This window comes from Croceitalea marina, assembly GCF_042684265.1.
GTDB lineage: Bacteria > Bacteroidota > Bacteroidia > Flavobacteriales > Flavobacteriaceae > Croceitalea > Croceitalea marina.
Genome location: NZ_JBHULB010000075.1, coordinates 26,716 through 43,928 on the forward strand (window position 1 = coordinate 26,716; position 17,213 = coordinate 43,928).

Sequence of the window (17,213 nt, forward strand, 5' to 3'; positions counted from 1 at the left end):
AATTTTATACCTATGAAGATAGCTATAGTATGTTACCCGACCTTTGGGGGGAGTGGAGTAGTGGCAACCGAATTGGGCATAGCCTTGGCAGAACGTGGTCATGAAGTGCATTTTATCACTTACAAACAGCCAGTACGTTTAGAATTGTTGAGTAACAACATTCATTTTCATGAAGTAAATGTGCCCGACTACCCTTTATTCAAATATCAACCTTATGAATTGGCGCTTTCCAGTAAGTTGGTGGATACCGTTAAAATGTTCGGTGTAGAACTGCTGCACGTGCATTATGCCATACCTCATGCTTATGCAGGTTATATGGCAAAAAAAATGCTTCAAGAAGAAGATATTTATATCCCCATGATAACTACACTTCACGGAACAGATATTACCCTAGTTGGTAAGCATCCTTTTTATAAACCAGCGGTTACATTTAGTATAAACAAGTCAGATGTGGTAACATCAGTTTCAGAAAATCTAAAAAATAGTACACTTGAAATTTTTGATGTTGAAAAAGAGATAGCGGTCATTCCGAATTTTATCGACAAGAAAAAATATAGTCCAGATTATACAGATTGTCAGCGTTCCCTTATGGCGAATGAAGATGAAAAAATAGTTACCCATATCAGTAATTTTAGAAAAGTTAAGCGCATACCAGATGTTATTCAAGTTTTTAAGAAAATTCAGGATAAAATACCTGCAAAATTGATGATGGTTGGTGAAGGCCCCGAAAAAGAGGGCGCTGAGCGGTTATGCGAGAAACTTGGTATAAAAGATCGGGTTGTTTTCTTGGGGAATAGTAATGAAATCGATCGCATTTTATGTTTTTCAGACCTTTTTCTACTTCCATCAGAATCTGAAAGTTTTGGTTTGGCGGCACTCGAGGCGATGATTAATAAAGTACCAGTAGTATCATCCAATGCGGGTGGGATACCGGAGGTTAATAAGCATGGAATCACCGGATATTTGAGTGATATTGGTAATGTATCCGAAATGGCTGAGAATGCTATTGAAATTTTGAAAGATGACGATGCACTTGAAAGATTTAAGACTGAGGCATACAATTGGGCAATACAATTTGATATTTTGAATATTCTACCGATGTACGAGGAAGTTTATGAGAAAGCTTATAAATCCAGATATAAAAACTCATATTAAAAGCAAATGAAAATTTTATTAATTTCAATATTGATTTTAGCTTCATCTTGTAAGAGTCAAAAGAATCTTTCTCAAGAAATAGACGATAATGGGTTAACGCTCTTGGTACAAGACGGTTATTTCTATACAGATACTTCAGAGACTGCTGTTATTAAGGATGAAAAAGCGTTAAAAGCTTTCTTTTCAAGAGTTAATAGAACTAGAAAGCCTGGAATTCCATTACCTAAAGTAGATTTTTCGAAAGAACTTGTCTTAATCGCATGTACGGGCGAGCAAAAGACAACCGCTCTCCCTTATCTTAAAATGGCTGAGAATAAGGACGAAGAGACCATTATTGAGGTGAAAATGGAGGATAAATCTGGGCAGGCAATCGCTTATCCTTTTTGCGTTTATAAAATGCCTATCGTAAAAAATAATATTGTTTTTAAATCGTTTTAGGAAATCTTTGTACCTATTATCGATTTTTACTGACCTTTGGAGGTAGATTATTTTAACACTACTTTCATTTGTTCTAATTTCGTTCAGAGATTCCCCAAAAACTTTAATATGAAAACTACAAGATTAACCTTACTTGTAATTACTTTATTGCTATCTGTAACTGTATTTTCCCAGGAATATACCATTACCGAAAAAGATTCCATTGTTACCGGTTCTTGGATTTTTGGTGTGGGCTTCAACGTTGTAGATGATGCCGGTTCTGAATTCACCGATATTTTTAATGTTAAGGATAATTGGAATTTTGTTCCTTTTCCATCTCGTTTGAGCATAGGCAGATATTTTAAAAACGGTTTAGGACTGGAAGCCATTGGTTCATATAACAGGTATAAAGAAGGAAAGACCATTGATGGTGATATCCTTTCAGAAAATATAAATTATTATGCTCTTGATTTTAGAGCTAGTTATGATTTAAATAAAATTATAGGAGAAACTGGTTTTTTTGACCCTTATGTTGGTTTGGGTATCGGCTATACCGATGCAAACAACGTTGGTAGAGGAACTTATAACGCTTCCGTGGGATTCAGAGCATGGTTTAATGATAGAATAGGTCTTGATTTTAATTCCACCGGTAAATGGGCAATGAGTACCGAAGGTGCTACAAATCACATTCAACATGCTGCAGGACTGGTTTATCAATTCGGAATTGAAAAAGGGCTTTCTAGAAAAGGGGAGGAGAAATTGGCCCAACTCCAAGAATTGGAGAAGGAGCAGCAACGTGTTCAAGATTCAATTGACTCGGCGCAAAGAGCTGAGCAGGAAGCAAAGGAACTAGCTCAGCTTCTTAAAAGGGAGGCTGAAGAAGCTGCTAAGCTTAAAGCTGATGATAAAAATAAAGAGAATACTGAAAAATTGGCCAATGCGAAAATAGCCAAAGAAATTGCAGCATTGGGTAATGTTTATTTTGATTTAAACTCTTCTTATTTAAGCTCCGAGGATAAGCAGATTTTGGAGAAATTGATTATTATTTTAAATGAAAATCCAGAAATAAAAATTCAAATATCAGCTCACACTGACTCTAGGGGTACACATAAATATAATAAATGGCTATCTGAAAAAAGAGCAAAACGCTCTGTAAAGTATTTGACTACAAGAGGAATTTCAGAAGGAAGAATTATAACTAAAGCTTTTGGGGAGACAGAATTGTTAAATGATTGTGATGATAATATAGCCTGTCCAGAAAAAAAACATAGTGAAAATAGAAGGTCCGCCTTTCAAATAACTAGAGAAAGTTTTAATGCTATAAATAGGTAGTAACAATGTACTAGGCTCAACCTATAAATAGGACTATCTCATGATAGCTTTTTAGTTTTAAATATTTCCACAGATATAAAGAATAAAGAATTATGAGGAGATATACTTTTAGGCATTTTAAATTGAGAGAGGTGAATCAACAATTTTTTAAAGAAACTTTAAAAGCTAGGTATTGAGGACCTACCTGTCTGTGTCTAAAGTTAATAATAATCTCCTTCTCTATTGGATGGAACGTTGCTAAGTTCAATACTTCTGTTATTAGGGTTTACTATTTTTATCTTCAAGCCTTTATTTTCATAAGCTTCTCAAAGGATAAAAGATACAAGTGGAAAACTTCTTAATCTCACGTTATTTCAGCAACTTCATTATCATCAGCTATCTTTTTTTTGAAATCTTCATAAACTAAAAATGTATGACTTCACCTACATTTCACAAAAAAAAAAACAATTAGGGGTAAAACAGCGGACTTTTTAAACTGCTAATCGATTTTTATTTTATGTATGTTAAATTTATATAAATTAAAGGTTAAATTTATAATAAACATAATTTAGTCTTGTACAATCATAATGATATTTTAAGGACTATAAATTTACTCTATCCCCCCTATTTAGTATTATTAGTTTTGAGTCCTGTTTTATTGGGATTCTTTATTGATCATGAATTGTCAGATAGTTTCTCTATTCTGGTTAATTTGATGTGGATGCTTATTGTCACAATCCCATACTGTATATTTCAAAAAAAGATTATCTACCAAATAGGACTATGTATTTATTTTTTAATTGGTTTTATTGAGATTGGTCATTGGATTACAATGAAAGCTCCAATGACAATTACAAGTCTTCTTATAATTTCAAACACGAACTTTGAAGAAGCTGTGGGGTTTTTAGATATGAAATCATCATGGGATTACATTCTATTAATAATATACACAGCAATATTTGTTCTTGCATTAAGAAAATCAACATCGAAGAAAGTAATTAAAAATAAATTAATTCATATTGGGACTGTTGTAATTATTTTTTTTATAGTTGTTTTTAGACTCAGAAATTCAATACCAAAGTATAGATTTCTACCTCAATCAGTTAAGATTTCCTATGCTTTTATCGTCTTATTAGATGATTACAAAAAGGAAGCCAAAAAAAATAAACTAAAAACAGTAGATGCAGCATTGCAAAAGGACCAAAATCAGCAACAGACTTTTGTATTAATTATTGGCGAAACGTGCAGTAGAAGACATATGTCATTATACGGCTCAAAAGTAGATACTAACCCAAAGCTTTCTAATAGAAACGATATTATAAAATATACTGATGTTGTTTCAGGATACAATTACACTATTCATAGTGTACCCGCTATGCTATCGCAGTCTAACTTAGAAAATAAACTTAGTGTTGCTGAGAGCATAGATCTACTGGACATTTTTCATTCTGCTGGATTTGAAACATTTTGGATTTCAAATCAATCTCCTATTGGAATGCTGGATAATGTTATAAGTGCTATAGCAAGAAAGTCAGATTATACGCAATTTGTTAATACAAATGGTAGTTCATCTGGAGAGGCATTCTTCAGTCGAGCTCATGATGGAGATTTATTAGAACCTTTTGAATCTATTTTAAAAAGAAGTGGAAATAGGAAGTTTATTGTATTACATTTAATGGGTAGCCATCACACATATAATAAAAGATATCCTCCTAGTTTTGAACGTTTCAAAGGTGGAAAATCTAAAAAAGAAAGGTTAATTGACGAATATCATAACTCTATCTATTATAATGATTTTGTTGTTGATAGTATTCTTTCTACTTTAAATAAATATACCTTATCAGAAAAAGGGCATATTTCTTCTGCAATTTATTTATCAGATCATGGAGAAAATGTATACGATGAAACGAATAGAGTAGGACATGGTTATTCAAAAGAAATGCCTAAAATATTAGTCGAAATCCCATTTATTGTATGGCTATCATCTGAGTATATGAAGAAAAACAAAAACATAACAAGTACTATTTTAGGGAATAAAAATATGCCATATGTATCAGACGACTTCTTCCACTCAGTAATTGACATTAATAATATTAAAAGCCCTTTACTTGATGAAACCAAAAGTGTGTTCAATAAGAAATTTAATCATAACCGTAAACGAGTATTGATTGATGGTAAAGATTATGATAGGAAATAATATTTAACCCAAATCAAAAGATGACACTGCTTCTGAATTCACGGACATTTTTAATGTAAAAGACAATTGGAATTCAGTTCCTTCTCCATCTAGGTTGAGTATTGGAAAATACTTTGAGAATGGACTTGGACTTGAAGCAATTGGAACTTATAATAAATATAAAGAAGGTAAGATTGTAGATAATCAAGTAAATGATACAATGATAAGTTATTATGCGGCAGATTTGCGAGTTAGCTACGATTTGAATAAAATTTTAGGTGAAACTGGATTTTTTGACCCTTATGTTGGTTTAGGTCTAGGTTATACAGACGCAAATAATCAAGGTAGAAGCGCTTTAATGCTTCAGTAGGATTTAGGGTTTGATTTAATTATAGAATTGGTCTTGATTTGAATTCAACTGGGAAATGGGCAATTAGTACAGAGAATTCAACGAATCCATACAGCATACTGTAGGTATTGTGTATTGATTTAATGTTGAAAAAGGACTTTCTAAAAATGGAGAGAAAAATTAGCTCTTTTGCAAGAATTAGAAAAATAAATTAAGACTTTGTGGAATGTCTATTTTGATTTGAATTCTTCGTACTTAAACACTGACCATGAACAAATGCTGGGTGAACTTATTAGTATTTTAAATAAAAACCCAAGAGTTATTTTAAAAGTCAGTTCACATGCAGACTCTAGAGGTTCATCTACATATAAACAATGGCTTTCTGAGCGTAGACTTAAGCATACAATTGATTATCTAATTTCTCAGGGCATTTCATCAGACAGATTAACAAGCGAAGCAAAAGGAGAAGACCAATTATCTAATGAGTAGAGAGATGGAGTACAGCTCAGAAGCTAAGCACAGAGAGAATAGAAGATGTGAGTTTAGGATAGCGGTAAAATAGTTGATAAAAGTATAGTATTAATTTTGAAGATTTTCACTTTGAACTATGAGGATGTGTATCTAGTCTATATTTTACGCATTTTAAAGTATTAGTTTCTTTTAGGATAGTGCCTTATTTATATTTGTTTAATAATAGCATACCATTTAATAAATAATATTTAATAAAAACAATAACTTTGAATCATACAGAATTATTAAAGTTAGCAATAAAAGCATCTATTGATGCTGGAGTAAAAATATTAGAAATATATGAGAATGAGGACTTTGGAATTCAGTCAAAGGACGATGAATCACCACTAACAGTTGCCGATATAGCATCAAACAATGCTATTATGGAATATTTAAAAACAACTAATATTCCAATAATTAGCGAAGAAAATAAAGAGATAGCGTATGTAGATAGAAGGGATTGGAATGAGTGTTGGATAGTTGACCCTTTGGATGGCACTAAGGAATTTATTAAAAAAAATGGGGAATTTACTGTAAATATTGCTTTGTGTAAATTAGGTAAGCCCACATTAGGGATTATATATGTTCCTGTCACTCGAGAAATCTATTATGCAGAAGTCAGTAAGAATGTAGCCTATAAATCTATTTTAGATCAAAATCATAATATCACTAAAGCACTTTTTTCGGAAGAAGACAGAATAGTACCGAGCTTACTGGATAAAGATATTATTAGGGTTGTAGGTAGTAGATCTCACATGAATAAAAATACACTAGATTACATTGATTCAGTTAAATCTAATTTTGACAGTGTTGATATAGTCTCAAAAGGTAGTTCTTTAAAATTTTGCTTGGTTGCGGAAGGTAAGGCGGATGTTTACCCACGATTTGCGCCCACAATGGAGTGGGATACTGCTGCCGGTCAAGCTATTTGCAATGCGGTAGGTTTAAATGTAATTTCGCAGGAAACAAATGAAGAACTCGATTACAATAAGGAAAGCCTATTAAACCCCTTCTTTTTGGTCCGAAAATAAATGGGAGCTATGGGTAAAATATCACGGTTTATGGGAAAAATTTCCCATAAAAGACACATTGCCAAGACCATTACATGGCGGATGGTTGGTACCTTGGATACCGTTTTATTATCATGGATTATTACCGGCAGCCCTATGACTGGTTTGAAAATCGGTTTTTCCGAAGTGGTGACCAAAATGATATTGTACTACGTACATGAAAGAGCTTGGCTTCGTGTGGGCATACCTGAAAGTAGAAAAAGACATTTATTAAAAACCGTTTCGTGGCGGGTCGTTGGTACATTAGACACCATTCTACTATCCTGGATTATCTCTGGAAATCCACTTACAGGTTTAAAAATAGGAGGTGCTGAAGTAATTACTAAAATGATATTGTATTACGGACATGAACGTATATGGTATCGCATTAATTTTGGCCTTGATAAAATCATTAGATCAAAGAGATGGAAAAAAATATAGTGCGACATAGTTATGGTGTGAACCCCAACGATCGCCAAAAAGCTAATGGACATCGTTCCATATTAATTTTTTTTACCGGTTTATCCGGATCGGGAAAATCGACCATAGCAAATGCCTTAGAAGAAAAATTACATACTGATGGTATAAAAACGTTTGCTCTTGATGGAGATAATATAAGACATGGAATCAATAAAGACCTCTCATTTAGCCCTGAAGATCGCTCTGAAAACAATCGTAGAATCGGAGAGATTGCTAAATTGTTTGTTGATGCTGGTATGGTTGTTTTAGCCGCCTTTGTAGCTCCGTATAAGAAAGACCGTGATTTGATTAAAAATACGGTTGGTGCCGAGAATTATTTCGAGGTATTTGTGAATGCTAGCCTTGAGGTTTGTGAACAACGCGATGTCAAAGGCTTATATGCGAAGGCACGGAAAGGTGAAATAACGAACATGACCGGAATTTCAGCACCTTATGAGGTGCCAGAAAGGGCTAATGCAGAAGTGACTCATGAGAATTCCATTGAGGAATCAGTAGAAATTATTTATCATAAAATTAAAAACCATTTAAGACTCAAAAAATGAGTAAATACTATTTAAATTACCTTGACGAATTAGAATCCGAAGCCATTTACGTTCTTAGGGAGGTATGGGCGCAATTTCAAAACCCGGTAATTCTTTTTTCTGGAGGAAAAGATTCCATCTTGGTTGCCCATTTGGCAAAAAAAGCCTTTTATCCTGCCAAAATACCTTTTCCCTTGATGCATGTTGATACAGGACATAACTTTCCAGAGACCATACAATTCAGAGATGATACACTTAAAGAACTTGGTGTAAATCTGATAGTAGGTTCTGTGCAAGAATCCATTGACCAAGGTCGTGTTGCTGAAGAGAAAGGGAAAAATGCCACAAGGAATGCACTTCAAATTACCACACTATTGGATGCAATTGAAGTAAACAAAGTTGATTGTGCAATAGGAGGAGGAAGAAGAGACGAGGAAAAGGCAAGGGCCAAAGAACGTTTCTTTTCCCATAGGGATGATTTTGGACAATGGGATCCAAAAAATCAGCGCCCAGAATTATGGAATCTTTTTAATGGTAAGCATTTCGAAGGGGAACACTTCAGAGCTTTTCCCATTAGTAACTGGACTGAAATGGATGTCTGGAACTATATCTGTAGAGAAAACATAGCTATTCCTTCTTTGTATTATGCTCATGAACGCGAAGTAGTCTGGCGAAGCGATTCTTGGATTCCTAATTCCGAGTTCTTAAAGTTGGAGGAGGGAGAAGAAATCGTTACAAAGAAGATAAGATTCCGTACGCTTGGTGATATCACTATTACAGGAGGTATAGAATCAGATGCCGATACTCTTGAAAAAATCGCTGAGGAAGTTTCTGGCATGAGACAAACCGAACGAGGAAATAGAACTGACGACAAACGCTCGGAAAGCGCAATGGAAGATAGAAAAAGACAAGGTTACTTTTAAAGAAGATAAAAATGGAATTAAATAATAATCAATTATTAAGGTTTACTACAGCTGGGAGTGTAGATGATGGGAAAAGTACGTTAATCGGAAGACTATTGTACGACTCCAAATCAATCTTCGAAGATCAGCTCGAGGCTATTGAAAGTACAAGTCTAAAAAAAGGTCACGACGGTGTTGATCTTGCGTTGTTTACTGACGGACTCAAAGATGAACGTGAACAGGGAATTACTATAGATGTTGCCTATAGGTATTTTACTACACCAAAAAGAAAATTCATTATTGCAGATACACCAGGGCATATTCAATATACTAGAAATATGGTAACTGGTGCTTCTACCGCAAATGCTGCTATTATTTTAATAGATGCAAGGCATGGGGTAATCGAACAAACAAAACGCCACTCTTTCATCGCATCATTATTACAAATTCCACATCTTGTTGTTTGTATTAATAAAATGGATTTAGTTGATTTTAGGGAAGAAGTATATAATAACATTGTTAAACAATTTCAAGATTTTTCTTCAAAACTTTTGGTTAAAGACGTACGTTTTATTCCGATAAGTGCCCTTTTGGGAGATAATGTAGTAAATCGCTCTGAAAATATGGAATGGTATAATGGTGCACCTTTATTGCACACGTTAGAGACTATTCATATAAGTAGTGATTTTAATAGTGTTGATGCTCGTTTCCCAGTTCAGACAGTATTAAGGCCGCAACGAGATGGGTTTATTGATTATCGTGGTTATGCAGGAAGGATTTCTAGCGGAATTTTTAGACCTGGTGATGAAGTTACTGTAATGCCATCAGGTTTTACCTCTATAATCAAAACTGTAGAAGGGCCTAAAGGAGAAATTGAAGAGGCTTATGCTCCTATGTCTATATCTATGACTTTAGAGGATGATATAGATATTGGTAGAGGAGATATGATAGTAAGATCAAACAATAAGCCTGAGCCCGTCCAAGACCTGGAAGTTATGTTGTGTTGGATGAATAATTCTGCGGCCAAGCCACGCACTAAATATACAGTTAGGCATACTAGTAATGAGCAAACGGCAATGATCAAAGAGGTGATTTATAAGATTGATATAGAAACTCTAGGACGTAATTTTGATGATAAGGATATGAAAATGAATGATATCTGTAAAGTTAAAATACGTACAACAAAACCTCTAATGGTAGATTCATATAGAGAAAATAGGGCTACAGGCAGTTTAATCTTAATTGATGAGAGTACCAATGAGACTGTTGCCGCAGGAATGATTGTTTAACAAAACGATTTAAGATTTGAAAAGTTTGGTTTAATTGATAAGAGTTAATCTCCTCAACAGGAAATCTTTTTAATAGAGCAATAGAAATCACTCTAATGAGTTATTTAGATTGAGGTGGTAAGGTTCATTCTATAAACGATTAATAATCTTTATTTGAAGCATAAACGTTATATGTGCTGCTGACTTCAAAATTTTTGAATTGTTCTTAATTATAAAATTTGAACTATGTACCAGGCAATCATCAAGCCTTCTTTTGATTTTCTTTTTTCGGTGATAATACTTTTATGTATTTTTCCTATTCTTTTAATATTAACAATTCTCTTGTTTTTTGTCAATGGGGGCAAACCCTTTTTTTTACAAAAAAGGCCGGGTAAGAACGAAAAAATCTTCACGATTATTAAGTTCAAGACCATGAATGATAAAAAGGATGAATACGGAAATCTTTTACCTGATATGGAACGCATAACAAAAGTAGGTAAATTTGTTCGAGGTGCATCTCTTGATGAATTATTGCAATTATTCAACGTTCTAAAGGGCGATATGTCTTTTGTTGGGCCAAGACCTCTTTTAGTCGCCTATTTGGCTTTATACACTAATGAACAGGCAAGAAGACACCTTGTAAGACCGGGTATTACTGGATGGGCCCAGGTTAAAGGTCGCAATAGCTTAAGTTGGGAACAAAAATTTGAACACGACAGCTGGTATGTAAAAAATATTGGATTTATCACCGATATTAAGATTTTGATAAAGACGGTACAAAAAGTTCTTAAGCGAGATGGTATAGCTGCAAGTGAAAGTGATACCATGGAACGTTTTACGGGCACAAATACTGCATAAAGAGAAAGAACTGGTTTAAAACAATAAAACACATTGCAGTACAATATTTAACAAGAATTAATTGATAAGTTGACTGTAATTATGAATAACCCGATTTGCGTCGGTAAAAACAACATCATTACTTATGAAAACAGTTATGATTTTGGGAGGTACCAAGGGGGTAGGAAAAGAGATATTAAAATCTTCTCTACAAAAGGGCTACAATGTAGCTTTTTGCGGTAGAAATTCAAACGAAGGAACAAAAGTAATTGATGAGCTACAGGCTCACGATAGGCTCTATTTTCACAAGCTCGACCTTAATACTATTCAAGAGATTGAAAATTATTTCAACCAGACCCTCCAGAAGTTCAAAAGAATTGATGCTTTGGTCTTGTATGCTGGCGTTACCCCTGTGTCATCGTTGCTTGACACTGATGAAGAAGTGTATGATAGTGTATTCAATATTAATCTAAAAGCCCCATATTTTTTGGTAAAGAACGTTTTAGGGGCGATGGTCAACCAAAGATCGGGCTCAATAATTTTCTTTGGCTCTGCACATATGGATTATGGGCAGATTAATCGTGCACCCTATGCATTGACAAAAAGCACCTTATATACACTTTCAAATCATATTGCTCACCATTACGCAAAGTTTGGTGTTCGTTCAAATTATTTGGTCATGGGTTGGACGGACACTGAGGGCGAGCTTAAACTTAGAACACAAGAAGGGTTAGATGAGACTAAGCTCAAAGGCAAGGCGGAGAGCATAATCCCTATGGGTAGGATGCTCAATACCTTAGATCCCATTCCTGCGGTCATGCATTTTATTTCTGATGAATCTGCTATGACCACTGGTTCTTTGATTCGGGTAACAGGGGGCGAGTATATTTAAAAAAATGATATGGAACCAACTTTGATTTTTCATTCTGGCATGGAACTTTTGGAGGGACCTGTCTTTGATTGTCAAAATGAATACCTTTACTTCGTTTCAATTTTAGATTGTCTGGTGTATTGCTACAATCCTGGGAATCACGAAATCCTCAGCGTAAAATTAGATTCACCGGTAAGTTGCGTTTATATTTTAGGATTTAAAAAAATATTGGCGGCATCTAAGAATGGGTTTTATGAGATTAACTTTACCACGCTTGAAAAGTCTTTTCGCTTTCAGATAGGCATTGATGAAAATGTGCGTTACAATGACGGCATACAAGACTCTATTGGGCGGTATATCATTGGTACGATGGGGTATCCTGAGGTTCAAGAAGAAATAGGAACTGTATATTCATACCACCAAGGTAGTTTCAGTACGCTTATCGAACGAACTACCATTTCAAACGGTCTGGCATTTACAAACGATAGCAGGGTATTATACTTTATTGATACTCCAACAAAGAAAGTAGCAAAATATTTTTATGACATTTCTAAAGGAACGGTTGTTTTTGATTCTAATGTGATTGAATTTGTTGGTGAAGGCAGCCCCGATGGTATGTGTATTGATCAAGAAGGCATGTTGTGGATTGCAGAATGGGGTGGTTCTTGCATATCTAAATGGAATCCTGATACGGGCCGACAATTGAATAAACTTTATCTTCCTTGCCTAAATGTAACCTCTTGTTGTTTTGACCATTTAGGCAACCTGTATGTGACCACTGCAAAATCAGAATTGGCGGAAGAACATATGGGTGGGAATCTCTACTACTTTGAACTAACTAAAAATCAAACCATTGAGCAAGGCTGAAATAAGTGTTATAGTACCCGTTTACAAAATAGAAAAGTATTTACCTCAGTGTATTGAAAGTCTACTTAACCAATCGTTTGACAATTTTGAATTGGTTTTGGTAAATGATGGCAGCCCCGATAACTGTCCTAAAATCTGTGACGATTATGCTAAAAAAGATGCTAGGGTAATGGTCGTCCATAAAAAAAATGGGGGACTTTTGAGCGCCAGAAAAGAAGGACTGGATAATTCCACCGGTAAATACATTGCCTTCGTAGATGGTGATGATTGGGTCGATAAATATTATCTCGACATTCTTTATAAATTGGCTAGTGTCAATAAGGCAGATTTGGTAGTGACCGGCCATTTTCGGGAATTCGATGGCAAAATCGAAACTATAAAACCAAAAACTACAGGTGTTTTTAACGAAAAGGAAATTAAGGGCGATATTTTGCCAAAAGCCATCTTTAATGGGGAATTTTGCGAGCATGGAGTATCTACATATGTTTGGAACAAACTCTTTTTGAAAAGCAAGCTTTCCAAAGTATTATACGATGTGCCCAATGACATTATCATGGGTGAGGATGCGGCTATCACCTATGCCTATCTTACTATTACGAAGCGTATGGTGGTCAGTAGGATTCCCTTGTACTATTATCGACAAAGGCATGATTCCATCGTAAAGTCCATTGAAAATCCCGAAATTGAATATTATCGCTTGGGCTTATTAATGAATTTTTTGAAGACACGATTGCAATCGGTACTTAGTTCTAACAATCTAAATCAACAGATTACGTACTATCTTTATTCTCAGATTTTGGTACGATCAGGAGGATTTATTTATGATGGAACCGAAACCCTTATCTTCAATCCCTTTTTGGGTGTCAGGCAGGGATCAAAGATAGTGGTTTACAGTTCAGGGTCTTTTGGACAACACATTCTGTCCACAAATACTAAAAGAAAATTCTTTGAGATTACCACTTGGATTGACTTGGATTATCATGAATTGGAAATTGGCGGGAATTCGGTTCAACCTATCAGTCAGTTCGATAGCAAGGGTTTCGATTATTTGATTATTGCAACCATTCATCCTTCGTACTATCGTGCTATAAAGGAAGAATTGCTTCAAATGGGTATCGAGGAGTACAAAATAGTTAAAATTGATACAGATTTGAATGCAATCGAGTTGGTTTTACAGAAATTAGGGTTTGACGAAATGTTCATGTTCTCGAAAACCAGTCCAAATTAGTCAAGACCATGCCAAAACAAAAATACAATAGCAAAGACTTTATGAAAAAACTTATCATTCTAGGAGGCAATCCTGAAACTGCCGTTCTCGTGGATACCGCAAATGAAATGGGTGTTTATACCATTGTTGTTGACCCTAATCCCAACGCCCCTGCAAAAGAAAATGCCTCAGAAACCCATGATATCGATGGCTTTGCGGTGGCTGATATTGCCCAACTTGCAATAGATGTGGAGGCCGATGGTGTTTTGGTCGGTGTTGCAGACATTTTGGTCAAACCCTATTGGGAAATTTGTCAAAAATTGGACATCCATTGCTATGCCACCGAAAAAGCGGTAGAGGCCTTTTGTAGTAAGGACGGTTTTAAAAAATATTGTAGTGACTACAAAATCCAGGATATACCAGGAATCTATCTTTTGGGTGATGGGGCTCTAACGCGTCCTGAAGGACTTAATTATCCCTTGATGATTAAACCAGTCGATAGTGGAGGTGGGGTTGGTATGAAAATATGTAGGGACGACAATGATTATCAACAATCGATTAAAACTGCACTTGAATTCTCTAAAAAGGGTGTTGTCTTGGTCGAAAAATACATGGATTGTGATGATATGGCGGCCTACTACACGTTTAAAGACGGTGTTGCGAATATTTCAGCGGTTTCTGATAGGATTACAACTAAAAAACAAGGTGATGCGAGCCCAGTCTGTATCGGAGCAGTATATCCTTCAAAACATACCGACCTTTTCGTAAAGGAAATGCACCCAAAGCTTTGTGAACTCTTTAAGGGGCTCGAAATTAAAAACGGGATTCTCAATATTCAATTTTTTGTTGAAAACGGGACCGTATATGCCTATGATCCCGGATTTCGATTGCAAGGTGAGGCTCCTCATATCCATATTGCCCACTTCAATGGATTTGACCACAGAGAAATGCTTATCGACTTCGCTTTGAGCGGAACTTTTGGGAACACAGATTTTGAATCTGTAAATGATTACCAATTTAATGGACAAAACGCATGCACTGTTTGGGTCTTGTTGAAGGGAGGTACCATTGGCAACATCCAAGGAATGGATACCATAAAGGCCGATGAAAACGTAATCTTTGCCTTGGAGCGATTTAAAGAAGGAGACACTGTGGCACCTGAATGGTTAGGCACCGAACGACAGGTTTATTCCCGAATTTATGTGGTAGGGGCAGACATCACCGAAATCAATGATAAGATCAAGTTTATAGAGAATACCCTTTCGGTAACCGATACCCAAGGTGATGACATGGTTTTGGAATGGCTGCAACCGTTTAACCATGAAGATTATTCATAGTGTATATTAGTCAGAGTTCATTCAATATTATGCTCAGTTCAAAATGCTTTATCAAGATTCCCGTTAATGGTCCTTTTTTTAAAATTTTAGATACATTTATATTTAGATGAAATATTAATAAAATCTTAAAAATTAAGATATGCTTGCATTTATTGTGCCTATAAAAAGTAAAACTATTTCGAAGGATTGGGATCATTTTTCTCGTTTGGTAGAACGAACCATAAAGTCAATATGTAATCAAAAAGATTCCGATTTCAAAGTTTTCGTGGCTTGTCATGAAATTCCTGAGACTTCTTTTGTAAACGATAATAGGGTGACTTTTTTGCAAGTTGATTTTCCTCCACCTGTTCTGGGTGGATCTCCCAGGGGAGATAACATGAAAAAAAATTTTGACAAGACTAATAAAATTAAATTTGCGGTTGAGGAGGCACAAAAAGAAAACGTTTCCTACATAATGATAGTTGATGGAGATGATTGTGTAAGTAATAAAATAAGTAGCTATGTCAATGAAAATTGTTCCGAATCAATCCCTGGATGGTATGTCCAAAAAGGTTATTTGTACAAAGAAGGAAGTAGTTACGCCTATCGGAATTCAAAAAATTTCAACCGTATCTGTGGATCTTGTATAATCATAAAACCAGAATTATTCCATCTTATGATCAATAAAAATGGCTTGTTCAAACATGGCTGGACTGAATTAAAGGGGCATACTTTACTGCCGTTGCCCTTCCCAGCATCAATTTATAGCATGCTCAATGGGACTAATATGTTAATGGATAAAGAAGGAAAGCGCGAACGAAGGACAAAGCTAAACTTTTTTAGAAGAAAAAATTTGACTACGTTAATTAGGAGAATAAAAAAATATCGATTGGTTTCAATCAGATCTTTAAAAAGCGAATTTTCTATTTAATACGAGTTTGATATAACTGACTTGTTGCAAGAAGATCTTTCTTATAAAAACTAGAGAACCTGGGCAATCTTCTTCTTTGTTGGATATTTTTCGAGAGACTTATTTCCCAATGAACGATATAATACTAACAAAATAAGATTACCAAAAACAATATGCTAACTGGGAAAATAAAATTTCAGTTCTCTGTTCACAGATATGTTAACCTAACATTTGCAGCCTAGCAGAAATAAAGTTTCCTAATTTAAGAATCTCCTTTTGTTAATATTTGTCAAATCTCATTGTGCTTTTTTATTATGATTTTCTGTTGTGTTCGGTCTTTACATTAATTTTGGATTGGGTATTAAAAGATAAAGATTTCATTCATTTAGATGCTTACATGGTTGTTGTGTTAGATGAGGCTATTCTTAAGAGATTTAGCAGGTTGTTTAGCTGTTTTTATTTCTTTAAGAACAAAGAGGATTACGATTCGGGGAGAGAAATTATAAATTTTAGTAAAAGTGTGTTTCAACGAATATATTATTCTTTTCATCGAATTTGAATATATGGAACGTACCCTTGTCGAAAAAGTTTCACGATGCTTACCTGTAAAAACCATCTCCGTTTTTTTACAATCTTTTACTTTTTATTTATTGTTTTTTCAATATGTATTTCGTGCGGAAAAGACGTTGATTTATTTGAAATTATTTCTGATGAGCAAATAGATGAATCTGAGCAAGATTCAGATTCTCAAAGCGAGGAAGAGAGTAGTATGCAAGATGGTTCTGATGATAGCGATGATTCAGATTCTGACAATGGGGAAGAAGGAGAAGACGAAAATTCTGATGAGGGCGACAATTCCGGAACAGGAAGCGATACTCAAAAACTTAATATCATTTTTGATACGGATGCAAATAATGAACTCGATGATCAACATGCTCTCGCATATCTTTTGTCAAATGGAGATTTGTTCAACTTAGAAGTGATAACGGTTAACGCAACTGGCTTTGGTGGTGGTATTCAAAATGATTTTGATGAAGCTACTAGAATTTTACAGTTTTATAATTTAC

General features: G+C 34.8%; 17 protein-coding genes and 1 pseudogene. All 18 read left to right on the plus strand.

Annotated elements, in window-relative coordinates; translation table 11 throughout:
* Positions 1–12: 12 nt before the first annotated feature.
* On the plus strand, positions 13–1,155 hold the full coding sequence (gene bshA / locus ACFSQJ_RS14845; RefSeq protein WP_377767746.1) for an N-acetyl-alpha-D-glucosaminyl L-malate synthase BshA: 1,143 nt from the start codon (positions 13–15) through the stop codon (positions 1,153–1,155).
* 6 nt (positions 1,156–1,161) lie between these two features.
* Positions 1,162–1,593, plus strand: coding sequence for a hypothetical protein (locus ACFSQJ_RS14850; RefSeq protein ID WP_377767747.1), 432 nt, complete (start codon positions 1,162–1,164; stop codon positions 1,591–1,593).
* Positions 1,594–1,701: 108 nt separating this feature from the next.
* Positions 1,702–2,904, plus strand: coding sequence for an OmpA family protein (locus tag ACFSQJ_RS14855; RefSeq protein WP_377767748.1), 1,203 nt, complete (start codon positions 1,702–1,704; stop codon positions 2,902–2,904).
* Positions 2,905–3,604: 700 nt separating this feature from the next.
* The gene (locus ACFSQJ_RS14860; protein ID WP_377767749.1) at positions 3,605–5,080 is read left to right on the plus strand and encodes a phosphoethanolamine transferase; all 1,476 of its coding nucleotides are present in this window, start codon (positions 3,605–3,607) and stop codon (positions 5,078–5,080) included.
* 94 nt (positions 5,081–5,174) lie between these two features.
* Positions 5,175–5,429: a hypothetical protein gene (locus ACFSQJ_RS14865; protein ID WP_377767750.1), complete on the plus strand. Its 255-nt coding sequence runs from the start codon at positions 5,175–5,177 to the stop codon at positions 5,427–5,429.
* Positions 5,430–5,648: 219 nt separating this feature from the next.
* Positions 5,649–5,897, plus strand: a complete 249-nt coding sequence (locus ACFSQJ_RS14870; RefSeq protein ID WP_377767762.1) for an OmpA family protein — start codon at positions 5,649–5,651, stop codon at positions 5,895–5,897.
* A 248-nt stretch (positions 5,898–6,145) separates the two neighbouring features.
* Positions 6,146–6,949, plus strand: coding sequence for a 3'(2'),5'-bisphosphate nucleotidase CysQ (gene cysQ / locus ACFSQJ_RS14875; protein WP_377767751.1), 804 nt, complete (start codon positions 6,146–6,148; stop codon positions 6,947–6,949).
* Between the two features lie 30 nt (positions 6,950–6,979).
* Positions 6,980–7,408, plus strand: a complete 429-nt coding sequence (locus tag ACFSQJ_RS14880; protein WP_377767752.1) for a DUF2061 domain-containing protein — start codon at positions 6,980–6,982, stop codon at positions 7,406–7,408.
* The gene (cysC, locus tag ACFSQJ_RS14885) at positions 7,393–7,989 is read left to right on the plus strand and encodes an adenylyl-sulfate kinase (RefSeq protein ID WP_377767753.1); all 597 of its coding nucleotides are present in this window, start codon (positions 7,393–7,395) and stop codon (positions 7,987–7,989) included. The genes ACFSQJ_RS14880 and cysC overlap by 16 nt, the downstream gene beginning before the upstream one ends.
* Entirely contained in the window at positions 7,986–8,891 is a 906-nt protein-coding gene (cysD, locus tag ACFSQJ_RS14890) for a sulfate adenylyltransferase subunit CysD (protein ID WP_377767754.1), read from the plus strand. The genes cysC and cysD overlap by 4 nt, the downstream gene beginning before the upstream one ends.
* A gap of 11 nt (positions 8,892–8,902) precedes the next feature.
* Complete coding sequence (locus ACFSQJ_RS14895; RefSeq protein WP_377767755.1) at positions 8,903–10,159, plus strand: sulfate adenylyltransferase subunit 1; 1,257 nt, start codon at positions 8,903–8,905, stop codon at positions 10,157–10,159.
* A 225-nt stretch (positions 10,160–10,384) separates the two neighbouring features.
* Positions 10,385–10,996 carry a sugar transferase gene (locus ACFSQJ_RS14900; RefSeq protein WP_377767756.1) on the plus strand — a complete coding sequence of 204 codons (612 nt, stop codon included), beginning with the start codon at positions 10,385–10,387 and terminating at the stop codon, positions 10,994–10,996.
* Positions 10,997–11,120: 124 nt separating this feature from the next.
* On the plus strand, positions 11,121–11,867 hold the full coding sequence (locus ACFSQJ_RS14905; protein WP_377767757.1) for an SDR family NAD(P)-dependent oxidoreductase: 747 nt from the start codon (positions 11,121–11,123) through the stop codon (positions 11,865–11,867).
* 9 nt (positions 11,868–11,876) lie between these two features.
* Complete coding sequence (locus ACFSQJ_RS14910) at positions 11,877–12,713, plus strand: SMP-30/gluconolactonase/LRE family protein (protein WP_377767758.1); 837 nt, start codon at positions 11,877–11,879, stop codon at positions 12,711–12,713.
* The gene (locus ACFSQJ_RS14915) at positions 12,700–13,941 is read left to right on the plus strand and encodes a glycosyltransferase family 2 protein (RefSeq protein ID WP_377767759.1); all 1,242 of its coding nucleotides are present in this window, start codon (positions 12,700–12,702) and stop codon (positions 13,939–13,941) included. The genes ACFSQJ_RS14910 and ACFSQJ_RS14915 overlap by 14 nt, the downstream gene beginning before the upstream one ends.
* Before the next feature lie 8 nt (positions 13,942–13,949).
* The gene (locus tag ACFSQJ_RS14920; protein ID WP_377767760.1) at positions 13,950–15,257 is read left to right on the plus strand and encodes an ATP-grasp domain-containing protein; all 1,308 of its coding nucleotides are present in this window, start codon (positions 13,950–13,952) and stop codon (positions 15,255–15,257) included.
* 139 nt (positions 15,258–15,396) lie between these two features.
* Entirely contained in the window at positions 15,397–16,167 is a 771-nt protein-coding gene (locus tag ACFSQJ_RS14925) for a hypothetical protein (protein ID WP_377767761.1), read from the plus strand.
* Between the two features lie 574 nt (positions 16,168–16,741).
* Positions 16,742–17,213: pseudogene (locus ACFSQJ_RS14930) on the plus strand (hypothetical protein); the annotation flags it as partial.

Bases quoted from the DNA above. Each gene is read 5' to 3' on its own strand.
- ACFSQJ_RS14880 (WP_377767752.1), top strand. From the start codon at position 6,980: ATGGGAAAAATTTCCCATAAAAGACACATTGCCAAGACCATTACATGG.
- ACFSQJ_RS14850 (WP_377767747.1), top strand. From the start codon at position 1,162: ATGAAAATTTTATTAATTTCAATATTGATTTTAGCTTCATCTTGTAAG.
- bshA (WP_377767746.1), top strand. From the start codon at position 13: ATGAAGATAGCTATAGTATGTTACCCGACCTTTGGGGGGAGTGGAGTA.
- ACFSQJ_RS14910 (WP_377767758.1), top strand. From the start codon at position 11,877: ATGGAACCAACTTTGATTTTTCATTCTGGCATGGAACTTTTGGAGGGA.
- ACFSQJ_RS14925 (WP_377767761.1), top strand. From the start codon at position 15,397: ATGCTTGCATTTATTGTGCCTATAAAAAGTAAAACTATTTCGAAGGAT.
- ACFSQJ_RS14860 (WP_377767749.1), top strand. From the start codon at position 3,605: ATGCTTATTGTCACAATCCCATACTGTATATTTCAAAAAAAGATTATC.
- ACFSQJ_RS14905 (WP_377767757.1), top strand. From the start codon at position 11,121: ATGAAAACAGTTATGATTTTGGGAGGTACCAAGGGGGTAGGAAAAGAG.
- ACFSQJ_RS14855 (WP_377767748.1), top strand. From the start codon at position 1,702: ATGAAAACTACAAGATTAACCTTACTTGTAATTACTTTATTGCTATCT.
- cysC (WP_377767753.1), top strand. From the start codon at position 7,393: ATGGAAAAAAATATAGTGCGACATAGTTATGGTGTGAACCCCAACGAT.
- ACFSQJ_RS14900 (WP_377767756.1), top strand. From the start codon at position 10,385: ATGTACCAGGCAATCATCAAGCCTTCTTTTGATTTTCTTTTTTCGGTG.
- ACFSQJ_RS14895 (WP_377767755.1), top strand. From the start codon at position 8,903: ATGGAATTAAATAATAATCAATTATTAAGGTTTACTACAGCTGGGAGT.
- ACFSQJ_RS14920 (WP_377767760.1), top strand. From the start codon at position 13,950: ATGCCAAAACAAAAATACAATAGCAAAGACTTTATGAAAAAACTTATC.
- cysD (WP_377767754.1), top strand. From the start codon at position 7,986: ATGAGTAAATACTATTTAAATTACCTTGACGAATTAGAATCCGAAGCC.